The organism is Kitasatospora sp. NPDC050543 (assembly GCF_044457565.1).
Classification (GTDB): Bacteria; Actinomycetota; Actinomycetes; order Streptomycetales; family Streptomycetaceae; genus Kitasatospora.
In genome coordinates this window covers 15,315-40,074 of record NZ_JBITGZ010000037.1, presented here as the reverse complement: position 1 = coordinate 40,074, position 24,760 = coordinate 15,315, and the positions used below count along the sequence as shown (strand labels likewise).

At 73.7% G+C, this 24,760-nt stretch carries 22 protein-coding genes; 20 read left to right on the top strand and 2 right to left on the bottom strand.

Annotated elements, in window-relative coordinates:
- From carB to ACIBH3_RS30805, 11 genes are all read left to right on the top strand, one after another.
- Complete coding sequence (gene carB, locus ACIBH3_RS30855; RefSeq protein ID WP_396315398.1) at positions 1-3,309, top strand: carbamoyl-phosphate synthase large subunit; 3,309 nt, start codon at positions 1-3, stop codon at positions 3,307-3,309.
- Between the two features lie 82 nt (positions 3,310-3,391).
- Complete coding sequence (locus ACIBH3_RS30850) at positions 3,392-4,492, top strand: quinone-dependent dihydroorotate dehydrogenase (RefSeq protein ID WP_396315397.1); 1,101 nt, start codon at positions 3,392-3,394, stop codon at positions 4,490-4,492.
- A 160-nt stretch (positions 4,493-4,652) separates the two neighbouring features.
- A complete protein-coding gene (locus ACIBH3_RS30845) occupies positions 4,653-5,504 on the top strand; it encodes a dihydroorotate dehydrogenase electron transfer subunit (RefSeq protein ID WP_396315396.1) in 852 nt (283 codons plus the stop codon).
- On the top strand, positions 5,504-6,616 hold the full coding sequence (locus ACIBH3_RS30840; protein ID WP_396315395.1) for a dihydroorotate dehydrogenase: 1,113 nt from the start codon (positions 5,504-5,506) through the stop codon (positions 6,614-6,616). The genes ACIBH3_RS30845 and ACIBH3_RS30840 overlap by 1 nt, the downstream gene beginning before the upstream one ends.
- Entirely contained in the window at positions 6,613-7,446 is an 834-nt protein-coding gene (gene pyrF / locus ACIBH3_RS30835) for an orotidine-5'-phosphate decarboxylase (protein ID WP_396315394.1), read from the top strand. Before ACIBH3_RS30840 ends, pyrF begins: the two co-directional genes overlap by 4 nt.
- Before the next feature lie 264 nt (positions 7,447-7,710).
- Positions 7,711-8,037 carry an integration host factor, actinobacterial type gene (gene mihF / locus ACIBH3_RS30830; RefSeq protein ID WP_035795753.1) on the top strand — a complete coding sequence of 109 codons (327 nt, stop codon included), beginning with the start codon at positions 7,711-7,713 and terminating at the stop codon, positions 8,035-8,037.
- Positions 8,038-8,096: 59 nt separating this feature from the next.
- Positions 8,097-8,654, top strand: coding sequence for a guanylate kinase (gene gmk / locus ACIBH3_RS30825; protein ID WP_396315393.1), 558 nt, complete (start codon positions 8,097-8,099; stop codon positions 8,652-8,654).
- 80 nt (positions 8,655-8,734) lie between these two features.
- Positions 8,735-9,001, top strand: a complete 267-nt coding sequence (rpoZ, locus tag ACIBH3_RS30820) for a DNA-directed RNA polymerase subunit omega (RefSeq protein ID WP_030240625.1) — start codon at positions 8,735-8,737, stop codon at positions 8,999-9,001.
- A gap of 150 nt (positions 9,002-9,151) precedes the next feature.
- A complete protein-coding gene (coaBC, locus tag ACIBH3_RS30815; protein WP_396315392.1) occupies positions 9,152-10,393 on the top strand; it encodes a bifunctional phosphopantothenoylcysteine decarboxylase/phosphopantothenate--cysteine ligase CoaBC in 1,242 nt (413 codons plus the stop codon).
- Between the two features lie 145 nt (positions 10,394-10,538).
- Positions 10,539-11,747 carry a methionine adenosyltransferase gene (gene metK / locus ACIBH3_RS30810; RefSeq protein WP_396315391.1) on the top strand — a complete coding sequence of 403 codons (1,209 nt, stop codon included), beginning with the start codon at positions 10,539-10,541 and terminating at the stop codon, positions 11,745-11,747.
- A 94-nt stretch (positions 11,748-11,841) separates the two neighbouring features.
- Entirely contained in the window at positions 11,842-13,920 is a 2,079-nt protein-coding gene (locus ACIBH3_RS30805; protein WP_396315390.1) for a primosomal protein N', read from the top strand.
- A 291-nt stretch (positions 13,921-14,211) separates the two neighbouring features.
- On the opposite strand, the gene ACIBH3_RS30800 is transcribed toward ACIBH3_RS30805, so the two are convergent.
- Positions 14,212-14,739 carry a hypothetical protein gene (locus ACIBH3_RS30800; protein ID WP_396315389.1) on the bottom strand — a complete coding sequence of 176 codons (528 nt, stop codon included), beginning with the start codon at positions 14,737-14,739 and terminating at the stop codon, positions 14,212-14,214.
- A gap of 223 nt (positions 14,740-14,962) precedes the next feature.
- Here ACIBH3_RS30800 and def point away from each other — a divergent pair, with 223 nt between their 5' ends.
- From def to ACIBH3_RS30765, 7 genes are all read left to right on the top strand, one after another.
- The gene (gene def / locus ACIBH3_RS30795; RefSeq protein ID WP_396315388.1) at positions 14,963-15,508 is read left to right on the top strand and encodes a peptide deformylase; all 546 of its coding nucleotides are present in this window, start codon (positions 14,963-14,965) and stop codon (positions 15,506-15,508) included.
- A 139-nt stretch (positions 15,509-15,647) separates the two neighbouring features.
- Positions 15,648-16,583, top strand: coding sequence for a methionyl-tRNA formyltransferase (fmt, locus tag ACIBH3_RS30790; protein ID WP_396315387.1), 936 nt, complete (start codon positions 15,648-15,650; stop codon positions 16,581-16,583).
- 107 nt (positions 16,584-16,690) lie between these two features.
- Positions 16,691-18,136 (top strand): RsmB/NOP family class I SAM-dependent RNA methyltransferase, encoded by a 1,446-nt coding sequence (locus ACIBH3_RS30785; RefSeq protein WP_396315386.1) that lies wholly within the window; start codon positions 16,691-16,693, stop codon positions 18,134-18,136.
- Positions 18,137-18,317: 181 nt separating this feature from the next.
- Complete coding sequence (locus ACIBH3_RS30780) at positions 18,318-19,127, top strand: alpha/beta fold hydrolase (RefSeq protein WP_396315385.1); 810 nt, start codon at positions 18,318-18,320, stop codon at positions 19,125-19,127.
- An 84-nt stretch (positions 19,128-19,211) separates the two neighbouring features.
- Positions 19,212-20,183, top strand: coding sequence for an aldo/keto reductase (locus tag ACIBH3_RS30775; protein WP_396315384.1), 972 nt, complete (start codon positions 19,212-19,214; stop codon positions 20,181-20,183).
- 166 nt (positions 20,184-20,349) lie between these two features.
- Positions 20,350-20,997, top strand: coding sequence for a C39 family peptidase (locus ACIBH3_RS30770; protein ID WP_396315383.1), 648 nt, complete (start codon positions 20,350-20,352; stop codon positions 20,995-20,997).
- A 226-nt stretch (positions 20,998-21,223) separates the two neighbouring features.
- Entirely contained in the window at positions 21,224-21,859 is a 636-nt protein-coding gene (locus ACIBH3_RS30765) for a hypothetical protein (RefSeq protein WP_396315382.1), read from the top strand.
- 72 nt (positions 21,860-21,931) lie between these two features.
- Here the strand turns inward: ACIBH3_RS30765 and ACIBH3_RS30760 are convergent, their stop codons facing one another.
- Positions 21,932-22,789 (bottom strand): hypothetical protein, encoded by an 858-nt coding sequence (locus ACIBH3_RS30760; RefSeq protein ID WP_396315381.1) that lies wholly within the window; start codon positions 22,787-22,789, stop codon positions 21,932-21,934.
- Between the two features lie 183 nt (positions 22,790-22,972).
- Between ACIBH3_RS30760 and rpe the strand changes: the two genes are divergently transcribed.
- Positions 22,973-23,656, top strand: coding sequence for a ribulose-phosphate 3-epimerase (rpe, locus tag ACIBH3_RS30755; RefSeq protein WP_396315431.1), 684 nt, complete (start codon positions 22,973-22,975; stop codon positions 23,654-23,656).
- A gap of 124 nt (positions 23,657-23,780) precedes the next feature.
- Positions 23,781-24,740, top strand: coding sequence for a pirin family protein (locus ACIBH3_RS30750; RefSeq protein ID WP_396315430.1), 960 nt, complete (start codon positions 23,781-23,783; stop codon positions 24,738-24,740).
- Positions 24,741-24,760: the final 20 nt, after the last annotated feature.

Here is a 24,760-nt window from a genome sequence, read left to right as displayed (position 1 = left end):
GTGCCGAAGCGCACTGACATCAAGTCCGTCCTGGTGATCGGCTCCGGGCCGATCGTCATCGGCCAGGCGGCGGAGTTCGACTACTCCGGGACGCAGGCCTGCCGGGTCCTCAAGGCCGAGGGCCTGCGGGTGATCCTGGTCAACTCCAACCCGGCCACGATCATGACCGACCCGGAGATCGCCGACGCCACCTACGTCGAGCCGATCACCCCCGAGTTCGTCGAGAAGATCATCGCCAAGGAGCGCCCCGACGCGCTCCTGCCGACCCTGGGCGGCCAGACCGCGCTCAACACGGCGATCTCGCTGGACGCGAACGGCGTGCTCGCCAAGTACAACGTCGAGCTGATCGGCGCCAAGGTGGACTCGATCCACAAGGGCGAGGACCGCGAGCTCTTCAAGGGCGTCGTCGAGGCCGTCAACGCCAAGATCGGCCACGGCGAGTCCGCCCGCTCGGTGATCTGCCACACCATGGACGAGGTGCTCGCGGGCGTCGACACCCTCGGCGGCTACCCCGTCGTGGTGCGCCCCTCCTTCACCATGGGCGGCGCCGGCTCCGGCTTCGCGCACGACGAGGAGGAGCTGCGTCGCATCGCCGGCCAGGGCCTGACCCTCTCGCCGACCACCGAGGTGCTCCTGGAGGAGTCCATCCTCGGCTGGAAGGAGTACGAGCTGGAGCTGATGCGCGACAGGAACGACAACTGCGTCGTGGTCTGCTCCATCGAGAACTTCGACCCGATGGGCGTGCACACCGGTGACTCCATCACCGTCGCCCCGGCGATGACCCTCACCGACCGCGAGTACCAGATCCTGCGCGACATCGGCATCGCCGTCATCCGCGAGGTCGGCGTCGACACCGGCGGCTGCAACATCCAGTTCGCGGTCAACCCCGAGGACGGCCGGGTCATCGTCATCGAGATGAACCCGCGCGTCTCGCGCTCCTCGGCGCTGGCCTCCAAGGCGACCGGCTTCCCGATCGCCAAGATCGCCGCCAAGCTCGCCGTCGGCTACACGCTGGACGAGATCCCCAACGACATCACCGAGCAGACCCCGGCCTCCTTCGAGCCGACCCTCGACTACGTCGTGGTGAAGGTCCCGCGCTTCGCGTTCGAGAAGTTCCCGAGCGCCGACGCCACCCTGACCACCACCATGAAGTCGGTCGGCGAGGCCATGGCCATGGGCCGCAACTTCCCCGAGGCGCTCAACAAGGCGCTGCGTTCGCTGGAGAAGAAGGGCTCGCAGTTCTCCTGGGCCGGCGAGATCGGCGACAAGGACCGGCTGCTGGCCAAGGCGGTCGTGCCCACCGACGGCCGGATCAACACCGTGATGGACGCCATCAGGGCCGGCGCCACCCAGGAGGAGGTGTTCGAGGCCACCAAGATCGACCCGTGGTTCGTCGACCAGCTCTTCCTGCTGGACGAGATCGCCGCGGAGCTCGGCGAGGCCGAGCGCCTGACCCCCGAGCTGCTGCGCCACGCCAAGCGGCACGGCTTCTCCGACCAGCAGATCGGCGAGATCCGCGGCCTGAAGGCGGACGTGGTCCGCGAGGTGCGCCACGCACTCGGCATCCGCCCGGTCTTCAAGACCGTGGACACCTGCGCCGCCGAGTTCGCCGCCAGGACCCCGTACTTCTACTCGTCCTACGACGAGGAGAGCGAGGTCGCGAGCCGCACCAAGCCCGCCGTGATCATCCTCGGCTCGGGCCCCAACCGCATCGGCCAGGGCATCGAGTTCGACTACTCCTGCGTGCACGCCTCCTTCGCGCTCGCCGACGCCGGGTACGAGACCGTCATGGTCAACTGCAACCCGGAGACCGTCTCCACCGACTACGACACCTCCGACCGGCTCTACTTCGAGCCGCTCACCCTGGAGGACGTGCTGGAGATCGTCCACGCCGAGCAGCAGGCCGGCCCGCTGGCGGGCGTGATCGTCCAGCTCGGCGGCCAGACCCCGCTGGGCCTGGCCCAGGCGCTCAAGGACAATGGCGTACCGATCGTCGGCACCCAGCCCGAGGCGATCGACCTCGCCGAGGAGCGCGGCGCCTTCGGCCGGGTGCTGCGCGACGCGGGCCTGCCGGCCCCCAAGCACGGCACCGCCTTCTCCTTCGACGAGGCCAAGGCCATCGCCGACGAGATCGGCTACCCCGTTCTCGCCCGCCCGTCCTACGTGCTCGGCGGACGCGGCATGGAGATCGTCTACGACGAGGCCTCGCTCGCCTCGTACCTGGAGCGGCACGCCGGCCTGATCTCCGAGCACCCGGTGCTCATCGACCGCTTCCTGGACGACGCGGTGGAGATCGACGTCGACGCGCTCTTCGACGGCACCGAGCTCTACCTCGGCGGCGTCATGGAGCACATCGAGGAGGCCGGCATCCACTCCGGCGACTCCGCCTGCGCCCTGCCCCCGATCACCCTCGGCGGCTACGACATCAAGCGGCTGCGGACCTCCACCGAGGCCATCGCGCGCGGCGTCGGGGTGCGCGGTCTGATCAACATCCAGTTCGCGATGTCCGGTGACATCCTCTACGTGCTGGAGGCCAACCCGCGCGCCTCCCGGACCGTGCCGTTCACCTCCAAGGCGACGGCCGTCCCGCTGGCCAAGGCCGCCGCCCGGATCTCGCTCGGCGCGACCATCGCCGAGCTGCGCGCCGAGGGCATGCTCCCGGCCGAGGGCGACGGCGGCACCCTGCCCGCCGACTGCCCGATCTCCGTCAAGGAGGCCGTGATGCCGTGGAGCCGATTCCGCGACATCTACGGCCGCGGCGTGGACACCGTGCTCGGCCCGGAGATGCGCTCCACCGGCGAGGTCATGGGCATCGACAAGGTCTTCGGCACGGCCTACGCCAAGTCGCAGGCCGGCGCCTACGGCGCGCTGCCGACCAAGGGCAAGGTCTTCGTCTCGGTCGCCAACCGCGACAAGCGCAACCTGGTCTTCCCGGCCCGCGCGCTGGTCGAGCTGGGCTTCGAGGTGCTCGCCACCTCCGGCACCGCCGAGGTGCTCCAGCGCGGCGGCATCCCCGCCACCGTGGTGCGCAAGCACAGCGAGGGCGAGGGCCCCAACGGCGAGCGGACCATCGTCCAGCTGATCCACGACGGCGAGGTCGACCTGATCATCAACACGCCGTACGGCACCGGCGGCCGCCTCGACGGCTACGAGATCCGCACCGCCGCCGTCGCCCGCGCCGTGCCGTGCCTGACCACCGTCCAGGCCATGGGCGCGGCCGTCCAGGGCATCGACGCGCTGCTGCGCGACGAGGTCGGCGTGATGTCGCTCCAGGAGCACGCCGAGCTGATCAACGCCGGCCGCAAGTAGCAACGCCGCAGTGGGGGGCACCGCACGCCGGGTGCCCCCCACTGCCATGCCCTGACTCAACCGCCCGCCTGGAAGGCACCACGTGTACAAGACCCTGTTCAACCTCGTCTTCCGCAAGATGGACCCGGAGAAGGCCCACCACCTGGCCTTCTTCTGGATCCGGCTGATCGCCTCCGTCCCCGGGCTGCGCTCGCTGGTACGCCTGGTGCTGGCCCCGCGCGACCGCGCGCTGCGCACCACCGCGCTCGGCCTCGACCTGCCGGGCCCGTTCGGCCTGGCGGCCGGCTTCGACAAGGACGGCCTGGGCATCGACGGCCTCGCGATGCTCGGCTTCGACTACGTCGAGATCGGCACCGTCACCGGTGAGCCCCAGCCCGGCAACCCGCAGCCGCGGCTGTTCCGGCTGGTCGAGGACCGCGCCCTGATCAACCGGATGGGCTTCAACAACCAGGGCTCGGCGCGGGTCGCCGCCCGTCTGGCGGCCCGCCCGCACACCACCTCCACCCCCGTGCTCGGGGTCAACATCGGCAAGACCAAGGTGGTCGAGGAGGCCGACGCGATCGCCGACTACGTCAAGAGCACCGAGCGGCTCGCCAAGCACGCCGACTACCTGGTGGTGAACGTCAGCTCGCCGAACACCCCCGGGCTGCGCAACCTCCAGGCCGTCTCGCACCTCGGCCCGCTCCTGCACGAGGTCCGCAAGGCCGCCGACCGCTCCACCCCGCACCACGTCCCGCTGCTGGTCAAGATCGCCCCCGACCTGGCCGACGAGGACGTCGACGCCGTCGCCGACCTCGCCCTGGAACTCGGCCTGGACGGCATCATCGCGACCAACACCACCATCGGCCGGGAGGGCCTGACCGCCCCCGCCGCCCAGGTGGAGGCGATCGGCATGGGCGGACTCTCCGGCGCGCCGCTGCGCGAGCGCTCCCTGGAGGTGCTGCGACGCCTGCGGGCCCGCACCGAGGGCCGGCTCACCCTGGTCTCCGTCGGCGGCATCGAGACCGCCGAGGACGCCTGGCAGCGGATCACCGCCGGCGCCGACCTGGTGCAGGGCTACAGCGCCTTCATCTACGAGGGCCCGTTCTGGATGCGCCGGATGCACCGCGGGCTCTCCGCCCGGCTGCGCGCCGCGGGCTTCCGCACCCTGGCCGAGGCCGTCGGCAGCGCCAAGACGGCCTGAGGCCCCGCTTCCGGCGGTCCGACGCCGGCTCCCGGCGGCTGCGCCCGCCCCGGCCCGCCGGGAGCCCGAAGCGGTGTGCGGACGAAATGACAGCGACCGCCCGCCTTTGGGATTGTTCAGAGCACCACCCGTACGCCGGGCAGCCGAAAGGTCCCCCCGAATGGCCCACCCCCTGAAGACCAGCGCCGAGGTGCTCTCCCGCACCCCCGAGGGCGCCTACCACCGGCTGGTGCTGCGCGCCCCGGGCGTCGCGCCCCGGGTGCGGCCCGGCCACTTCGCCACCCTGGCCGTCGGCGGCCCGGGCTCCTCGATGCTGCTGCGCCGGGCCTTCGCCATACACCGGGCCGACCCGGCGGCGCAGACCATCGAGCTGGTGATCGCCGAACGCGGCGAGGGCACCCGGGAGCTGGCCAGGGCCAGGGCGGGCGATCTGCTCGACCTGATCGCCCCGCTCGGCACGCCCTTCCCGCTGCCGGACGGCCCGGTCAGCGCCCTGCTGGTGGGCGGCGGCTACGGCGGCGCGCCGCTGCTCCCGCTCGGCGAGGAGATCAAGCGGCGCGGCGGCCAGGTCGGCTTCATCCTGGGCGCCGCCACCGCCGGCCGGCTCTTCGGCGTCGAGCAGGCCAGGGAGCTCACCGAGGACGTCCTGGTGGTCACCGAGGACGGCTCGGCCGGCCTCACCGGGAGGGTCACCGACCCGCTCGCCCAGGCCATCCTGGCGATCAACGCCACCGTCGTGCACTCCTGCGGCCCGATGCCGATGCTCGCCGCCGTCACCCGGATCGCCCGCGACCTGGCCTGCCGCAGCTGGACGGCGGTGGAGGAGTCGATGGCCTGCGGCGTGGGGATCTGCATGACCTGCGTCCTGCCGGTGGTCGGCGAGGACGGCGTCAGCCGCTTCGTGCGCTCCTGCACCGACGGGCCGGTCTTCGACGGCGCCCGGGTGCGCTGGAAGGACATCGGCGCCATCCCCGCCGACCTGGACGGCGCCGCCGCGATGGGGGTGCACTGATGGAGCCCGCCGACGTCGACCTCAGCGCGCCGCTGGGCGCACTGACCCTGCCCAACCCGCTGACCACAGCCTCCGGCTGCGCCGGATACGGACGGGAGCTGGCCAAGTTCGTCCCGCTGGAGGAGCTGGGCAGCGTCACCACCAAGACGATCATGCCGTACCCCCGGGCCGGCCTGGCCACCCCGCGGATGGCCGAGACACCGTCCGGGATGCTCAACGGGATCGGGCTCCAGGGCCCGGGGATCGACGCCTTCGTCCGGTACGAGCTGCCCTGGCTCGCCGAGCGCGGCGCCCGGGTGCTGGTGTCCATCGCGGGGGAGCGGCTGGAGGAGTTCGCCGACACCGCGGCCCGGCTGAACGGCCGGCCCGGGGTCGTGGGCATCGAGCTCAACATGTCCTGCCCCAACCTGGCCGGCCGCGGCCTGCTCTTCGCCGGCAACCCGGCCACCTCCTACGACGTCGTACGGGCGGTGCGCGAGGCGACCGACCCCGCACTGCCCGTCTACGCCAAGCTCACCCCCGACGTCACCTCGATCACCGAGATCGCCGCCGCCTGCGTCCAGGCCGGCGCGGACGGCCTCTCGATGATCAACACCACCCTGGGCCTGGCCATCGACCTCGACACCATGCGCCCGGCCCTGTCGGCCACCACCGGCGGTCTCTCCGGGCCGGCGCTGCGCCCCATCGCGGTGCGCTGCGTGTACCAGGTGCACGCCGAGATGCTGGCCGGACGCATCGCGCCGGTACCGATCCTCGGCATGGGCGGGATCAGGACCGGCCGCGACGCCCTGGAGTTCACCCTCGCCGGGGCGAGCGGCGTGGCGGTCGGCACCGCCCTGTTCAACGACCCCGCGGCGCCGCTGCGCATCCTGGACGAGCTGCGGGCCGAGCTGGCCGCCCGGGGCTTCGCCCGGTACACCGACGCGGTCGGCTTCGCCCACCGCCCGGTGAGCCGCCCGTCCCCGCCGGGCTCCGCGTCCCCCACCGTCCCCCGCGGCGTCGCACCCGGCGCGCCCGTACCCGGTGCCGCCGTGCCGGGCCCCGCCGTGCCCGACCCCGCCGTACCCCGGAGCGCATCCGCGTCCGGGAGCCCCACTGAAAGGACGTCATGACTCTCGCCCCCTTCGGTACCCGCCTGCGCCACGCGCTCGACACCCGTGGCCAGCTCTGCGTCGGCATCGACCCGCACGCCTCGCTGCTCGCCGCCTGGGGGCTGAGCGACGACATCGCCGGACTGGAGACCTTCAGCCGCACCGTCGTCGAGGCGCTCGCCGACCGGGTCGCGGTGCTCAAGCCGCAGGCCGCCTTCTTCGAGCGCTTCGGCAGCCGCGGGGTCGCCGTGCTGGAGCAGTGCGTCGCCGAGGCCAGGGCGGCCGGCGCGCTGGTGCTGATGGACGCCAAACGCGGCGACATCGGCTCCACCATGGCCGCCTACGCCGAGGCCTTCCTGTCGCCGGCCAGCCCGCTCTTCTCGGACGCCGTCACCGTCAGCCCCTACCTGGGCTTCGGCTCGCTGCGCCCGGCCCTGGACCTGGCCAGGGAGAACGGCGCGGGCGTGTTCGCGCTCGCGCTGACCTCCAACCCGGAGGGCGCCGAGGTGCAGCGCGCGGTCGGTGCCGGCGGCGAGCTGGTGGCCGCCTCGGTGCTGCGGCAGCTGGCGGCGGAGAACGCCGGCGCCGAGCCGCTGGGCTCCTTCGGAGCGGTGGTCGGCGCCACCCTGGCCGACGCCGGGGTGGATCTGGCGATCAACGGACCGCTGCTGGCCCCGGGCATCGGCGCCCAGGGCGCGACCATGGCGGACCTGCCCCGGGTGTTCGGCGAGGCGGTGCGCAACGTGGTGCCGAGCGTCAGCCGGGACGTGCTCAAGCACGGCCCGTCCGTCCCCGCGCTGCGCGAGGCCGCCGAGCGGTTCGTCCAGGAGTTCACCGCGGCGACGAAGTGAGCGCCGTCACACTGACGTGATCGGGGCCCTGAATCCTGGTCGTTTTGCCCCGTAAAGTCCTGGTCGGCCTTGGCTGACCAGGACTTTTCGTGTTCTTTTCCTGACGTGGCGGCTCAATCCGGGTAGTGTCCGGCGATAGGTCACCAAGGAGCCGCGATTCTCGTTGCTCTCGCAGGTCAGAGCCATTGGCATCCCCTGCGGCAGGTGTCCCAGGCACTACCAGTCATAGCTCATCCCTTCCTTCCACACCCTGAGGTGAACGGCGTGGCTCTTCCGCCCCTTACCCCTGAACAGCGCACCGCAGCGCTCGCCAAGGCCGCCGAGGCTCGGCGGGAGCGCGCCGAGGTGAAGAACCGGCTCAAGCACTCCGGCGCCTCCCTGCATGAGGTGATCAAGGCCGGCAAGGCCGACAACGAGGTCATCGGCAAGATGAAGGTCTCCGCCCTGCTGGAGAGCCTGCCGGGCGTCGGCAAGGTGCGTGCCAAGCAGATCATGGAGCGCCTCGGCATCAGCGAGAGCCGCCGCGTGCGCGGTCTCGGCACGAACCAGATCGCCTCGCTGGAGCGCGAGTTCGGCGGCGCCGCGTCCTGAGCAGCGTCCAGGAGTGACCCGTGGTCTCCGGATCGTCCGCGATCCGGGATAATCGGTGCATGAGTGAGCGTCCGCGGCTGACCGTGCTCTCCGGCCCTTCGGGGGTCGGCAAGAGCACGGTCGTCGCTCATATGAGGAAGCAGTACCCCGAGGTCTGGCTCTCGGTGTCGGTGACGACCCGGCATCCGCGGCCCGGCGAGCAGAACGGGGTCCACTACTACTTCGTCGACAACGACGAGTTCGACAAGCTGATCGCCAACGGCGAGCTGCTGGAGTGGGCCGTGTTCGCGGGCAACCGGTACGGCACGCCCCGCCGGGCCGTACTGGACAAGCTGGAGGCCGGCGTCCCCGTCCTGCTGGAGATCGATCTGCAGGGCGCGCGCCAGGTGCGTGAGTCGATGCCCGAGGCGCTGCTGGTCTTCCTGGCCCCGCCGAGCTGGGAGGAGCTGGTCCGCCGGCTCACCGGCCGGGGCACCGAGCCGCAGGACGTGATCGAGAAGCGGCTGGAGGCGGCGAAGGTCGAGCTGGCCGCCGAGACCGAGTTCGACACGACCCTTGTCAACACCTCGGTCGAGCAGGTAGCGGCCGAACTGCTAGCCTTGCTCGGTGTAGCCTGACCGGATCGATCATCGTGATGTCGATCACGATGTGATCAGATCAGCATCTTGTCTTTTCCAACCTTTCGGAAGGTTTTCGCGTGTCCTCTTCCATGACCGCGCCCGAGGGCATCATCAACCCGCCGATCGATGAGCTGCTCGAGGCCACCGACTCCAAGTACAGCCTGGTGATCTACGCCGCCAAGCGCGCGCGCCAGATCAACGCGTACTACTCGCAGCTCGGTGAGGGCCTCCTGGAGTACGTCGGCCCGCTGGTCGACACCCACGTCCACGAGAAGCCGCTGTCGATCGCGCTGCGCGAGATCAACGCCGGCATGCTGACCGCAGAGGCGATCGAGGCTGCCTGAGCGGCCGCGCATACTCGTGTGAACCCTTGTGAGAGGGCCCGCCGGATCCGTCCGGCGGGCCCTCTCGCATGTGCGTTGCGCCACAGTGCGGGGGTGATCCGCCGAGCCGTAGGGTGAGCTGCACCCGAACGGACGGAGAGACAGGCAGCCATGAGTGCGACCACGGACCGGCCCGACGCCCCGCGCGTCGTCCTCGGCGTCAGCGGCGGCATCGCCGCGTACAAGGCCTGTGAGCTGCTGCGCCGGCTGACCGAGTCCGGCCACCAGGTCACGGTGGTGCCGACGGCGGCCGCCCTGCACTTCGTCGGCGAGGCCACCTGGGCCGCGCTCTCCGGCCGCCCGGCCGCCACCGAGACCTGGGAGCGCGTCCACCAGGTGCCGCACGTGCGGATCGGCCAGCAGGCCGACCTGGTCGTGGTCGCCCCCGCCACCGCCGACCTGATGGCCAAGGCCGCCCACGGCCTGGCCGACGACCTGCTCACCAACACCCTGCTCACCGCCCGCTGTCCGGTGGTCTTCGCGCCCGCGATGCACACCGAGATGTGGGAGCACCCGGCCACCCAGGAGAACGTCGCCACGCTGCGCCGGCGCGGCGCGATCGTGCTGGAGCCCGCCGTCGGCCGCCTCACCGGTGTCGACACCGGCAAGGGCCGGCTGCCCGAGCCCGCCGCGATCTTCGAGGCCTGCCGCGCCCTGCTGCGCCGCGGCACAGCCGCCACCGACCTGGCCGGGCGGCACGTGGTGGTCTCGGCCGGCGGCACCCGCGAGCCGCTCGACCCGGTGCGCTTCCTCGGCAACCGCTCCTCCGGCAAGCAGGGCTACGCGCTCGCCGCGACCGCCGCCGCGCGCGGCGCCAGGGTGACCTTGCTCTCGGCCAACGCCGAGCTGCCCGACCCGGCCGGGGTGGACGTGGTGCGGGTCTCCACCGCGCTCCAGCTGCGCGAGGCGGCCCTGAAGGCGGTGGCGGACGCGGACGCGGTGGTGATGGCCGCCGCCGTCGCCGATTTCCGGCCGTCCGAGTACGCCGAGGGCAAGATCAAGAAGGTGGACGGGGTGGAGCCCGCACCCGTCGCCCTGGTACGCAACCCCGACATCCTGGCCGAGATCTCCGCTGACCGGGCCCGCCCCGGCCAGCTGGTGGTGGGCTTCGCCGCCGAGACCGACGACGTCCTCGCCAACGGCCGGGCCAAGCTCGCCCGCAAGGGCTGCGACCTGTTGGTGGTCAACGAGGTCGGCGAGCGCAAGGCATTCGGTTCGGACGTCAACGAAGCCGTCGTGCTGGGCGCCGACGGCAGTGAGACGCACGTGCCGGTGGGCCCCAAGGAGGCCCTGGCCGACATTGTCTGGGACCTCGTCGCCGCACGGCTCGGCGAGCACGGCCAGCTGACGTAATCCGATCCCGCTTTCGTCTTTCGTCTTGGACATGAGTGCCGTTTGCCGGTAGCCGCCCGTTACACTCCAGGAATCAAGTCTTTCCGGATGTCCCCGGTCCGCCGGGGGCCTTCAGTCAGCAGCCGCTGCAACCCCAGGGAGCGCTGTGTCTCGCCGCCTGTTCACCTCGGAGTCCGTCACCGAGGGACACCCCGACAAGATCGCTGACCAGATCAGCGACACCATCCTGGACGCTCTCCTCAAGGAGGACCCGACCTCCCGGGTCGCCGTGGAGACGCTCATCACCACCGGCCAGGTCCACATCGCCGGTGAGGTGACCACGAAGGCGTACGCGCCGATCGCCCAGCTCGTCCGGGACAAGATCCTGGAGATCGGGTACGACAGCTCGAAGAAGGGCTTCGACGGCGCCTCCTGCGGCGTGTCGGTCTCCATCGGGTCGCAGTCCCCCGACATCGCGCAGGGCGTCGACACCGCGTACGAGGCGCGGGTCGAGGGCGACGAGGACGACCTGGACAAGCAGGGTGCCGGCGACCAGGGCCTGATGTTCGGCTACGCGTCGGACGAGACCCCCGAGCTGATGCCGCTGCCGATCACGCTGGCGCACCGCCTCTCGCGCCGTCTGTCCGAGGTCCGCAAGAACGGCACCATCCCGTACCTGCGCCCCGACGGCAAGACCCAGGTCACCATCGAGTACGACGGCGACAAGGCCGTGCGCCTGGACACCGTGGTGGTCTCCTCCCAGCACGCCAGCGACATCGACCTCGACTCGCTGCTGACCCCGGACATCCGCGAGTTCGTCGTGGAGCCCGAGCTCAAGGCGCTCGCCGACGAGGGCATCAAGCTGGTGACCGACGGCTACCGCCTGCTGGTCAACCCGACCGGCCGCTTCGAGATCGGCGGCCCGATGGGCGACGCCGGCCTGACCGGCCGCAAGATCATCATCGACACCTACGGCGGCATGGCCCGTCACGGCGGCGGCGCCTTCTCGGGCAAGGACCCGTCCAAGGTCGACCGCTCGGCCGCGTACGCCATGCGCTGGGTCGCCAAGAACATCGTCGCGGCGGGCCTGGCCAGCCGCGCCGAGGTGCAGGTCGCGTACGCGATCGGCAAGGCCGAGCCGGTGGGCCTGTTCGTGGAGACCTTCGGCACCGAGACCGTACCGGTGCTCAAGATCCAGGCTGCCGTCACCCAGGTCTTCGACCTGCGCCCGGCCGCGATCATCCGCGACCTGGACCTGCTGCGCCCGATCTACTCGCAGACCGCCGCGTACGGCCACTTCGGCCGTGAGCTGCCGGACTTCACCTGGGAGCGCACCGACCGGGTCGAGCAGCTGAAGAAGGCTGTCGAGGCCTGATCGAGCCTCTCACCGCAGGCGGCGCCCGCCCCGGGCCTTCGGGGCGGCCGCCGCCTGCGGCTTTGTGTCAGTCCTAGCGGGTAGTACTGGAGCGATGAGCAGCGCAGAGGAGTCGGCCGGCAGCGGGGCACCGGAGCAGCTCGCGTTCATCCGGGAGACGGTCCGGCGTGCCAAGCCCCGCACCTGGCGGGGTGCCCAGCGGGCCGAGCACCTCCCGGTGGCCCGGGTCGTGGTCGACAAGGGCGTGCTCACCATCGACAAGTTCTTCGACTACGCCGTGCCCGCGACGATGGCGGAGGAGGCCCTGCCCGGCGTCCGGGTCCGGGTGCGCTTCGGGGCGCGCGTGGTCAACGGGCGGCGCGAGGGCGGCGAACTGCACGACGGCTTCATCGTCGCGCGCCTGGCCGAGAGCGACTACCCCGGCCCACTGGCGCCGCTCGCCCAGGTCCTCTCGCCCGAGCCGGTCCTGTCGCCCGCCCTGCTGCGGCTGTGCCGCACCGTCGCCGACCGCTACGCGGGCACCCTCGCCGATGTCCTCCAGCTCGCCGTCCCGCCCCGGCACGCCAAGGCGGAGGCCGAGCCCTCCCCGCCGGCGGCGCCGCCGCCCGCGGCCCCGGAGCCGGGCAGCTGGAGCCGTTACCCGCAGGGCCCCGAGTACCTCGCCGCGCTGACCGCAGGCCGGGCGCCGCGCGCCGTCTGGACGGCCCTGCCCGGCCCCAGCTGGCCGCACGAGATCGCCCGGGCCGTCGCCGCCACCCTGGCCGGCGGGCGCGGCGCGCTGGTCGTCCTGCCGGACGGGCGGGCCGCCGCCCGGGTCGACGACGCGCTGACCGAACTGCTCGGCGGCGACCAGCACGCCACCCTGGCGGCCGATCTCGGCCCCAAGGAGCGCTACCGGCGCTGGCTGGCCGTCAGCCGGGGCTCGGTCCGGGCCGCCGTCGGCACCCGGGCCGCGATGTTCGCCCCCGTCCGCGACCTCGGCCTGGTCGTCGTCTGGTCGGACGGCGACGGCAGTCACAGCGACCCGCGCGCCCCCCACCCGCACGTCCGGGAGGTGGCCCTGCTGCGGGCCGCCGAGGAGGGCGCCGCGGTGCTGCTCGGCGGCCTGGCGGTGACGGTCGAGGCGGCCCAGCTGGTGAACACCGGCTGGGCCCGCCCGCTGGCGGCCGGCCGCGAGACGGTACGGGCGGTCGCCCCCAGGGTCCGGACGGTGACCGACCTCGACCAGGCCAGGGACGCCGCCGCGCAGGCCGCCCGGCTGCCCTCGGTGGCCTCCGAGGTGGCCCGTGAGGCGCTCAAGTCCGGGCCGGTGCTGATCCAGGTGCCCCGGCGCGGCTACGTACCCCGGCTGGCCTGCGGGCGCTGCCGCACGCCCGCGCGCTGCCGGCGCTGTGAGGGCCCGCTGGAGGCCGCGTCCGCCCAGGCGCGGCTGAGCTGCGCCTGGTGCGGGGAGGCGGAGGCCTCCTGGCACTGCGCCGAGTGCGGCTCGTTCCGGCTGCGGGCGCAGGTGGTCGGCGCCCGGCGGACGGCCGAGGAGCTGGGCAAGGCCTTCCCGCGGATCCCCGTCCGTACCTCCGGGCGGGACGCGATCCTGGCCTCGGTGCCGGCCGAGCCCGCCCTGGTGATCGCCACCCCGGGGGCCGAGCCCGTCGCGGAGGGCGGCTACGCCGCCGCCCTGCTGCTGGACGGCTGGGCGCTGCTGGGCCGCCCCGACCTGCGGGCGGGCGAGGAGGCGCTGCGGCTCTGGCTGACGGCCGCCGGGCTGGTCCGGCCGGCCACGGAGGGCGGCACGGTGGTGGTGGTCGCGGAGCCGACCGCGCGGCCGGTGCAGGCGCTGGTGCGGTGGGACCCGGCGGGGCACGCGGCGCAGGAGCTGGAGGAGCGCGCCCAGCTGCACTTCCCGCCGGTCTCCCGGATGGCCTCGGTGACGGGTTCGCCCACGGCCGTCGCCGACCTGCTGGGCCTGGCCCGGCTGCCGGAGGGCGCCGACGTCCTCGGCCCGGTGCCGGTACCCGGCGCGCGGGGGGAGGAGGTGGAGCGCGCCCTGCTGCGGGTCGCGCCGGGGCAGGGCGCGGCGCTCGCCGCCGCGCTGAAGGCGGCGCAGATCGCCCGGATCGCGCTGCGCACGCCGGACCCGGTGCGGGTGCGGATCGACCCGACGGATATCGGCTGAGTTTGGGCGGGCGCGCGGGGTCGCTGTTCGCGCCGCGTGCGGGGGTGTGCGGGTGCGCGGGGCCTGTGGTGGGACTTGCGGTGCAGGGCGCCATGAGTGCGGGGCGCGCCGGTGTGGGCGGGCCGGTTCGGGCGGGCGTGTGGGGCGGGCTTCGCGCCCGCGCGGGGCCTCCGGCGGTGTGCCGGGGGCGTGTCCGGGGTGGTGGCGCGCGTACTGGAGTGAGAAGTCGGCCGGGCCGACTCTTGGTGCATGGGGTCGGCCCGGTCGACTTGGCGGCTCAGCCTCGCCGGCTCAGCCGCGCAGCGGTACGCCCGTGCGGTCCAGGCCGCCCTGGCGGGCCGCCGGGACGGTGGGGGTCAGGCCGGCCGGGGCCGGGGCGGCCGCGGCGCCGACCTCGTCGGGCCGGCCGCCCCGCGCCGGTCCGGGGACGGCCGGTGCGGGCACGCCGCCCGCCGCCAGCAGTTCGCTGGTCGGGCGCCGCATCCCGTACCGGCGGTGCACCGCCTGCTTGGTGACGCCGAGGGCGGAGCCCACGGAGTCCCAGGAGAAGCCCAGCGCCCGGTCGAACTCGACCGCCGCCCCGACCAGCGTCTCCACGCTCTCCCGCAGCTCCTGCGCCAGCCGGACGGTCGGCGCGGGCGCCCGCCCGTACACCACGAAGCCCGCCGACGTACTGGGCCGCCGGGGGCGGTACACATTGCCCAGCTGGGCGGTGAGCGTCCGCAGCGCGTCGACCTGCCGCCGCACCCGCTCGATGTCCCGCACCAGCAGGTGCAGGCTCGCCCGCGCCCGGGCGTCGTGATTGATCTGCTCGGCCATGGCCTACGTGCCACCTTCCGTACGGTCAGCTCGGTCGGGGCGACTACCCGTGCCCCGGTCAATCTCACTTGACCAACGCGTCAGCAGGGGCCGGGGTCACGCAGGCGGCTCCACTCGGGATATGCCAGAACCTCCGACGCCCCGGCCGGACGGCCGACGCGATTGCATAGACTTGCCAGCGACCAGCCGCCCGGCCCCCCCGACCGCACAGGAGCCCGCCACCGTGCCGATCCAGCCGATCCGCATCTTCGGTGACCCCGTCCTGCGCGCCACCGCGCGGCGGGTGACCACCTTCGACAAGGAGCTGCGCACGCTGGTCGGGAACCTCACCGACACCATGCTGGACGCTCCCGGTGCCGGCCTGGCGGCGCCTCAACTCGGTGTCTCCCTGAGGGTGTTCACCTACAACGTGGACGGTGTGGTGGGTCATCTGATCAACCCGGACCTGTCGCTCACCGACGAGGAGCAGGACGGCCCCGAGGGCTGCCTCTCGCTGCCCGGTCTGCGCTTCGACACCCGGCGCGCGTACGGCGTGGTCGCCAAGGGCTTCAACATGTACGGCGACCCGGTGACGATAGAGGGCACCCAGCTGCTCGCCCGCTGCATCCAGCACGAGACCGACCACCTGGACGGCGTCATCTTCATCGACCGGCTCGACCGCGAGCAGCGCAAGGCCGCGCTCAAGGCGATCCGCGAGGCCGACTGGGGCGAGGGCCCGGCCCCGACCGTGAAGATCTCCCCGCACGGCACCTTCGGCTCCGCCCGCTGAGGGCCCGCGTCCTGCGCCGACACCGGGCTTGCCGGTACCAGGCTTCCCCGACACCGGGCTTCAGGTTCACCGCTCGTTCCAGATCCGTTCCAGATCCGCTCCAGACCTCAGGCCACCGACAGGCCACCGAAAGGAACCCATGCGCCTCGTCTTCGCCGGCACCCCCGAGGTCGCCGTCCCCGCCCTGGACGCCCTGCTCGCCTCCGACCGGCACGAGGTCGTCGCGGTGGTCACCCGCCCCGACGCCCCCGCCGGCCGCGGCCGCAAGCTGGTCGCCAGCCCCGTCGCCCAGCGCGCCGAGGCGGCCGGGATCGAGGTCCTCAAGCCCGCGAAGCCGAGCGAGCCGGAGTTCCTGGCCCGCCTGACCGAGCTCGCCCCGGACTGCTGCCCGGTCGTCGCGTACGGCGCGCTGATCCGCCCCGGCGCGCTGGAGATCCCCGAGCACGGCTGGGTCAACCTGCACTTCTCGCTGCTGCCCGCCTGGCGCGGCGCGGCGCCCGTCCAGCACGCCGTACTGGCCGGCGACGAGGTGACCGGCGCGTCCACCTTCCTGATCGAGCAGGGCCTGGACTCCGGCCCGGTCTTCGGCCTGCTCACCGAGGAGATCCGCCCCGGTGACACCAGCGGCGAGCTGCTCACCCGCCTCTCGCACGCGGGCGCCCGGCTGCTGACCGCGACCATGGACGGCATCGAGGACGGCTCGCTGCACGCCGTGCCGCAGCCCGCCGAGGGCGTCACCCTCGCTCCGAAGCTCGCCGTCGAGGACGCCAGGATCGACTGGGCCCACCCCGCGCTGCGGATCGACCGGGTGGTGCGCGGCTGCGCACCCGCCCCCGGCGCCTGGACGGTCTTCCGCGGCGAGCGGCTCAAGATCTCCGGCCCCGTGAAGCTGCTCACCGACGCCACCGAGCTCGCACCCGGAGTGCTCGCGGTCGGCAAGAACAGCGTGCGGGTGGGCACCGGCAGTCACGAGGTCGAACTCGGCGAGGTCCAGCCGCAGGGCAAGAAGGCCATGCGCGCGGCAGACTGGGCCCGAGGGGCCCGGATCGAGTCCGGCGAGCAGCTCGGACACTGAAGCCGCCGGCGCCCCGCCCGGCCGTCCCCGATGACGTCACACGTGACACACCGCGTCACGCGTCACCCGCACCACCGTCCATAACCCCGCAGCACATTGAGGCACCAGTGAGCACCCCCAGCACCCCCGGCGCCAAGCGCCCCGCCCGTCCGCACCGCCGCCCCAAGAAGGACCCGGCCCGGATCGTCGCGTTCCGCGCGCTGCGCGCCGTCGACGAGCGGGACGCGTACGCCAACCTGATCCTGCCCTCGCTGCTGCGCGAGGCCGAGCAGAAGAGCGGCCTGGACCGGCGCGACGCCGCCCTCGCCACCGAGCTCGTCTACGGCACCCTGCGGCTCCAGGGCACCTACGACGCGATCATCGCCGCCTGCGTCGACCGGCCGCTGCGCGAGGTCGACCCGCCCGTCCTGGACGTGCTCTCCCTCGGCGCGCACCAGCTGCTGACCACCCGCATCCCCAGCCACGCCGCCGTCTCCGCCACCGTCGAGCTGGCCCGGGTCGTCCTCGGCGACGGCAAGGCCAAGTTCGTCAACGCCGTCCTGCGCCGGATCAGTGCCCAGGACCTGGACGCCTGGATCGCGCAGGTCGCCCCGCCGTACGAGAAGGACGCCGAGGACCACCTCGCCGTGGTCCACTCGCACCCGCGCTGGGTGGTCTCCGCGCTCTGGGACTCGCTCGGCCGCTGGCAGCCCGACGCCTGCGGCCGCAGCGCGCTGGAGGACCTGCTGCGGGCCGACAACGAGCGCCCCGAGGTCACGCTGGTCGCCCGGCCCGGCCGGGTGGCCGTCGAGGACCTCGCCCGGGCGCTGCCGGAGGCGACCCCCGGGCGCTGGTCGCCGTACGCCCTGCGGCTGGCGGAGGGCGGCGACCCCGGCGCGCTGGACGCCGTCAAGGACAACAGCGCCGGCGTCCAGGACGAGGGCAGCCAGCTGGTCGCCCTCGCCCTGGCCGCCGCACCGCTGGAGGGCCCGGACCGCGTCTGGCTGGACGGCTGCGCGGGCCCCGGCGGCAAGGCGGCCCTGCTCGGCGCCCTCGCCGCGCAGCGCGGAGCCGCCCTGGTGGCGAGCGAGAAGCAGCCCCACCGCGCCCGCCTGGTCGCCCGGGCCCTGGCCGGCAACCCCGGCCCGTACACCGTCATCGCCGCCGACGGCACCAGCCCCGCCTGGCGGCCCGGCAGCTTCGACCGGGTCCTGGTGGACGTCCCGTGCTCCGGCCTGGGCGCCCTGCGCCGGCGCCCCGAGGCCCGGTGGCGCCGACGCCCCGACGACATCGCCGGCTTCGGCCCGCTCCAGCGGGACCTGCTGCGCGGTGCCGTCGACGCCACCCGGATCGGTGGCGTGGTCGGCTACGCCACCTGCTCGCCGCACCTGGCCGAGACCAGGGCCGTCGTCGACGACGTGCTGCGCGCCGAGGGCGGACGGCTGGAGTGGATCGACGCCCGCCCGCTGCTGCCCGGCGTGCCCGCGCTGGGGGAGGGCCCGGACGTCCAGCTCTGGCCGCACCTGCACGGCACGGACGCGATGTACCTGGCCCTGCTGCGCCGTACCGCCTGAGCCCGGGGCGGCCGGGGCGACCGGGGCCACCGGGGCTGCGGCTCTGCCCCGCCCGGCCGCCCCGGCTCCTGGTCGCGGCGACAGCCGGGCCGGGGTCCGGGCCGGGGTCCGCCGGACGTTCGGTCGGCGCCGGGCTGTGCCAGGCTGGTGGGGGAGGCCCGGCTAGGTCTGGAGGTCCGCGATGGCCGAGGTCAGCGTGAACGGGGTTTCGCTCTACTACGAGCTACGGGGGACGGGCCCGAGCGTGGTCCTCGTCCACGGCTCGTGGAGTGACGCCGACAACTGGGCCCGAGTCGTACCGGGACTGGCCGAGCAGTGCACGGTCGTGACGTACGACCGGCGCGGGCACAGCCGCAGCGAGGACCCGCTGACGCAGGGCTCGGTCCACGAGGACGCCGCGGACCTCGCCGGACTGATCGAGGAGCTCGGCCTCGCCCCGGCGTTCGTCTGCGGCAACTCCTACGGTTCGCTGATCACCCTGCGCCTGGCGGCGGCCCGCCCTGACCTGGTCCGGGGGATCGCCGTGCACGAGCCACCGGGGATGGCGCTGCTCCTGGAGGACCCCGACCTGCGGCCGATCGCCGAGGGGGTCGCCGCCCGCCTGGCCCCCGTACGCGACCTGCTGGAACGCGGTGAACCCGCGGCGGCGGCCGAACTGTTCGTCGAGACCGTCGCCTTCGGCCCCGGGGCCTGGGCCCAGCTGCCCGCCCCGGTGCGGCACACCTTCATCCGCAACGCGCCCACCTACCTGGACGAGATGCGCGATCCCGACGCCCTCGACGTCGATCTCGCGGCCCTCGGGCGCTTCAACGAGCCCGCGCTGCTCACCCAGAGCGACGACAGCCCGCCGATCTTCGCGGCGGTCCTGGACATGATCGACCTGGCGCTGCCCAAGGCCGAACGCCACCTCTACCTCGACGCCGGCCACGCCCCGCAGGTCGCCCGCCCCGAGGAGTACGTCCGCGTGACGCTGCCCAAGGCGCTGGTGTGACCCAACGCGCCCAACGCGCCTGCGTGGGCCGGGCGGTGGCGTGGGTGCTGGACAAATGACCAGGGGCGGAAGAGGGTTGGGGCCATGGAGTTCACCAAACTCGGCCGTACCGGCCTGACCGTGTCCCGCCTCTGCCTGGGCACCATGAACTTCGGCCCGCACACCGAGGAGGCCGACGCCCACCGGATCATGGATGCCGCGCACGAACGGGGCATCAACTTCTTCGACACCGCCAACGTCTACGGCTGGGGCGAGAACAAGGGCCGTACCGAGGAGATCATCGGCAGCTGGTTCGCGCGCGGCGGCGGGCGCCGGGAGAAGACCGTCCTGGCCACCAAGGTCTACGGCGACATGGGGGAGTGGCCCAACGAGGGCCGGCTCTCCGCGCTCAACATCCGGCGCGCGGTGGACGCCAGCCTGCGGCGGCTGCGGACCGACCACATCGACCTGTACCAGATGCACCACATCGACCGGGCCACGCCGTGGGAGGAGATCTGGCAGGCGATGGAGGTGCTGGTCGCCCAGGGCAAGATCATCTACGTCGGCTCCAGCAACTTCGCCGGCTGGCACATCGCCCGCGCCCAGGAGGCCGCCCGGACCCGCAACTTCCTCGGCCTGACCAGCGAGCAGTCGCTCTACAACCTGCTGGAGCGCAGCATCGAGCTGGAGGTCATCCCGGCCGCCGGGCACTACGGGCTCGGCCTCATCCCGTGGTCCCCGCTGCACGGTGGCCTGCTCGGCGGCGTGCTGCGCAAGGAACGCGAGGGCGTACGACGCGCCGGCGGCCGGTCCGCGGAGACCCTGGCGGCCAAGCGCGAGCAGATCCAGGCGTACGAGGACTTCGCCGCCGAACTCGGCCACGAACCCGGCGACATCGCGCTCGCCTGGCTGCTCTCCCGGCCGGCCGTCACCGCGCCGATCGTCGGCCCGCGCACGTTGGAGCAGCTGGACGCGGCCGTCCGCGCGCTCGACCTCACGCTGGACCAGAAGACGCTGGACCGGCTGGACGAGATCTTCCCGGGGCACCGCACGGCGCCGGAGGGCTACGCCTGGTAGGAGCGGGGGCCGGGACGGACACGCGGCGAGCGCTCGGCAGCGTCCGGGATGCCGGTCGGGCCCGGCCCGCCCGCCGGTCGGCCCGGACCCCGCCGGGGGCACCCGTCGGCACCCCCGGCGGGTGCCCCGAGGTGAGCCGGACGGCCCGGCGTGGCAGGGTCGTGGCATGACGAGCGGCGCGGAGATCATCCACCAGGTGCCCTACTACTCCCAGTGGGAGTCCCCCGGCCTGGTCCGGGCGATCCTCTCCAAGGAGGTGGACGCCGCCGACGACCCGCTCTGGGCCTCCTCCGGGGCCGCCACCCAGGACGAGTACGCGTTCTGGTCCTGGCGACTGTGCGGGATGGCCTGCCTGCGGATGGCCCTCGACTTCTGGTGGGGCGTCGCGCCGCCGTCCGTCACGCTCGCCGGGGAGTGCGTGGAGGCGGGCGCGTACGTGCGCCACGGGGACAAGCTGGACGGGCTGATCCACGCGCCCTTCGCCGCGTACGCGCGCGAGCGCTGGGGGCTGGAGGCGCAGGCCAGGCCCGAGCTGGCGGTGCAGGAGCTGGCGGGGCTGCTCGCGGAGGGGCGGCTGCCGATGATCTCGGTGCACCCCTCCGTGCGGGAGCTCGGGCCCACACCGGAGCGTCCCGGTGGCCATCTGGTACTGGCGGTGGGCGCCACGGAGGACGGTCTGGTGATCCACAACCCGTCCGGCTTCGACGGGGAGTCCCAGCAGTTCGCCCGCGTCCCCTGGCGGGACCTGCCGCGCTTCTACGCGGGCCGGGGCGTGGTGCTGGGCGCCCCGCAGGGCCTGGCGGACGCCGGCTGACGACGGCCCCGCTCGGCAGGAGCGCCGTGGGGGCGACGCGGGTCGGGGGGACGCGGTTCGGGTGGCGGCCCGGGGCGGGTCGGAACCGGCTGTGCCCGTCACGTGTCCTACAGGGGGCGGCCGAGAGAGCCGTCATGGGCCGGGTCGGGCCGAGCATCGGGGGCCCGCATCGGGGTCGGAGTCGGGGTGGGGAGCGGGCCGGGGATCGGGCCGTCGGGAGGGGATCATGTCGGGCAAGTCCGTGGCCACGCGCGTGGCGGTCCTGTTGCTTCTCGCCTGCGCCCTGCCGGGCGCACTGGCGGCCCCGCCCTCGCGTGCCCGCAGTGTCCTGTCGGACTCGCTGCCCGCCTCCTCCACGGGCACCCTGGGCAACCGGGCCGCCCCCGGCGGGGAGGTGGCGCGCGGCCGGGTGCTCGACCGGGCGCGGGCCTGGGCGGACCACGGCGTCCCGTACAGCGCCAACGGCCTGAAGCCGCCGTACAGCTGGTGGGAGGACGCCGCCACCGGCGGGCGCTACCGCCAGGACTGCTCCGGGCTCGTGTCGATGGCCTGGCAGCTGCCCCGCAGCCTGACCACCCGCGACCTGCCGGGCGTCGCCACGGAGATCGACCCGGCCGACCTCAGGCCCGGGGACGTGCTCAACAGCCCCGAGCACGTCGTGCTGTTCGCGTACTGGATCGATCCGGCGGCGGGGACCTTCGCGTACTACCAGGAGAGCGGGCGCGAGCACCTCACCGCCCTCTACACCGACGGTGACCTGGGCGCACCCACGCTGACCGGGCACCCGACGGGCGAGTACCGGGCGCTGCGCTACCGGAACATCGTCGAGGACGCGGCGGCCGTGCCGCCGCCGGCGCGTTGAGCCGCGGACCGCGCCGTCGTCGGGGGCCGGGAGGCTGCCGCGCGCGGGCAGGGGCGTGGGCGGGGGTGTGGGTCAGGCGGCGGTGGCCGGCAGGCCGATCGGGTTGACCGCCGGGAGCTCGGATCGGCACAGCACGGAGATCGGCTTGAGCGCGGCGGCGAGGCGGTCCAGCTCGGCGCGGGGGTAGCCCTCCCAGACCCGGGCGGCCGCCAGGTCGGTGGCCGACTCCAGGGCCCGGTGGCGGATCCGGCCGCTCTCGGTGATCGCCCCCCGGTCGGCCAGCCAGCCGCGCTCGGCCAGCCGCTCGGTGGCGGCGTCCCACTCCTCGTCCGTCCAGCCCCGGAACGGCTGGAGCTCCTCCCGGCGCACGTCCAGTGAACACCGCACCACCAGCGCCTCGCACCCGTCCAGCCCCGCCGCCACCAGGGCCGCGACATGCCCGTCCCCCCGGTGCTCGCGCATCACCGTGGTGGCCTGCCACAGCCGCGCGAACGGGTTGCCTGGCCGGGGCAGCGCGGCGTTCGCCGCGGCCAGTACCCGCCCGCCGACGTCCAGCCGCCCGGCGGCCCGCTCCAGCAACCCCGCCGCCAGCTCGACCTGGGCCGGCTCGACGTGCTCCAGCAGTCGCTCCAGCGCCGCAGCGGCGCCCGTCAGCCGGGCCTGGAGCACCGCCTGCGGGGTGGCCCGGCTCCACACGTCGGGCAGCGCGCGCCCCACCATCCCGGGCGCGAAGCTGAAGAACGCGGCGATCACCGGGGGAGCGTCCACCGGCCCCATCGGGGCCGCACGGCCCGCGAAGTACCCGCGCCACGAGCCGCGCAGTCCGGCCGCCTCGAACGCGGCCCGGCTCTCGGGTGCGAAGTAGGTGACGGCGTGCACCGGCTCGAAGAGCCACCACAACGCACGGGCGGGATGGACCAGCTCGGCCATCTGAGGACCTCTCTCGGCGGGGACGGGGCACAGCGCGCACGGGGCGGCGGTCACGATAGCGCGCGGGCGGTGTGATCAGGGTCACGGGCGGGTGCCACCGTTCACTTCAGGCCGCCCCGCCGCGAGATGATGGGGACAGGTGCCTGCTCCCGGCACCACCGTCCAGCTGTGAAGGCATCGGAAATGGCGCAGATCAACCCCAGCATCCTGTCCGCGGACTTCGCGCGGCTGGCCGACGAGGCCGAGGCCGTACGTGGCTCGGACTGGCTGCACGTCGATGTGATGGACAACCACTTCGTGCCCAATCTGACGCTGGGCGTCCCGGTCGTCGAGTCCCTCGCGCGCGCCACCGACATCCCGCTCGACTGCCACCTGATGATCGAGGACCCGGACCGCTGGGCCCCGCAGTTCGTCGAGGCCGGCGCCGGCTCCGTGACCTTCCACGTGGAGGCCGCCGCCGCCCCCGTCCGCCTCGCACGCGAGATCCGCGCGAAGGGCGCCCGCGCCTCGATGGCGCTCAAGCCCGCCACCCCGATCGAGCCGTACGAGGACCTGCTGCCCGAGCTGGACATGCTGCTGATCATGACGGTCGAGCCCGGCTTCGGCGGGCAGGCCTTCCTGGACATCATGCTGCCCAAGATCCGCCGCACCCGGGAGCTGATCAGCAAGCACGGCCTTGAGCTCTGGCTCCAGGTCGACGGCGGGGTGTCCGCGGCCACGATCGAGCGCTGCGCCGAGGCCGGCGCGGACGTCTTCGTGGCGGGCTCCGCCGTGTACGGCGCCGCCGACCCGGCCGAGGCCGTCCGCTCGCTGCGCGAACTGGCCGCCGGCGCCACCGCCAAGGCCCCCTGGGCGTGCGCGCACTGAGGCCGCTGCGCCCGGCCCGCGGCCGCAGCGCGCGAGGGTCGGTGCTTTGCTCGGCGGCCCCGGTGGGCGGATGATCGTATCGACCTCCGGCCAGGCCGGCCCCGACCCGTACGGTGGACGCGACATGAGCAATCTCGACCTCAGGCCCTCGCCGACCCGCTGCGGCGGCGAGGGCAGCAGTGGCCCGGTCAAGGAGCTGCTGACCGGCCGTCAGGTGCAGCTCGGCGAGAGCACCCAGGTGCGCCGGCTGCTGCCCAACCTCGGCCGGCGCATGGTGGGCGCCTGGTGCTTCGTCGACCATTACGGCCCCGACGACATCGCCGACGAGCCCGGCATGCAGGTGCCCCCGCACCCGCACATGGGCCTGCAGACCGTGAGCTGGCTGCACGAGGGCGAGGTGCTGCACCGCGACAGCCTCGGCAGCCTGCAGACCGTCCGCCCCTACGAGCTGGGCCTGATGACCTCCGGCCGGGCGATCTCGCACTCGGAGGAGTCCCCGCGCGAGCACGCCCGCCTGCTGCACGGCGCCCAGCTGTGGGTCGCCCTGCCGGAGGAGCACCGGCACACCGCGCCGGCCTTCGAGCACCACGGCCGGCTCCCGGTGGTCACCGCACCGGGCCTGCGCAGCACCGTGATCATGGGCGAACTGGACGGCGCCGCCTCGCCCGGCACCGCCTACACCCCCCTGGTCGGCGCCGACCTCGCCCTGACCGAGGGCGCCGCCGTGCGGCTGCCCCTGGAGCGCGACTTCGAGTACGCCGTCCTGGCGATGACCGGCAGCATCGACGTGGACGGCGTCCGAGTCGAACCCGGAGCAATGCTCTACCTCGGCTGCGGCCGCACCGAACTCCCCCTGCTGGCCCGGACGGACAGCTCCGTCCTGCTGCTCGGCGGCGAGCCGTTCGAGGAGCGGATCGTGATGTGGTGGAACTTCATCGGCCGTTCCGGGGAGGAGATCACCCAGGCGCGGGAGGACTGGATGTCGACCCCCCGCTTCGGTGAGGTGCACGGCTACGACGGCGCCCGGCTGCGCGCACCGGAGCTGCCCGCGCTTGCGCTGAAGCCGCGCGGGCGAGTGCGCTGACGGGCTTCGGTAGGCGCGGC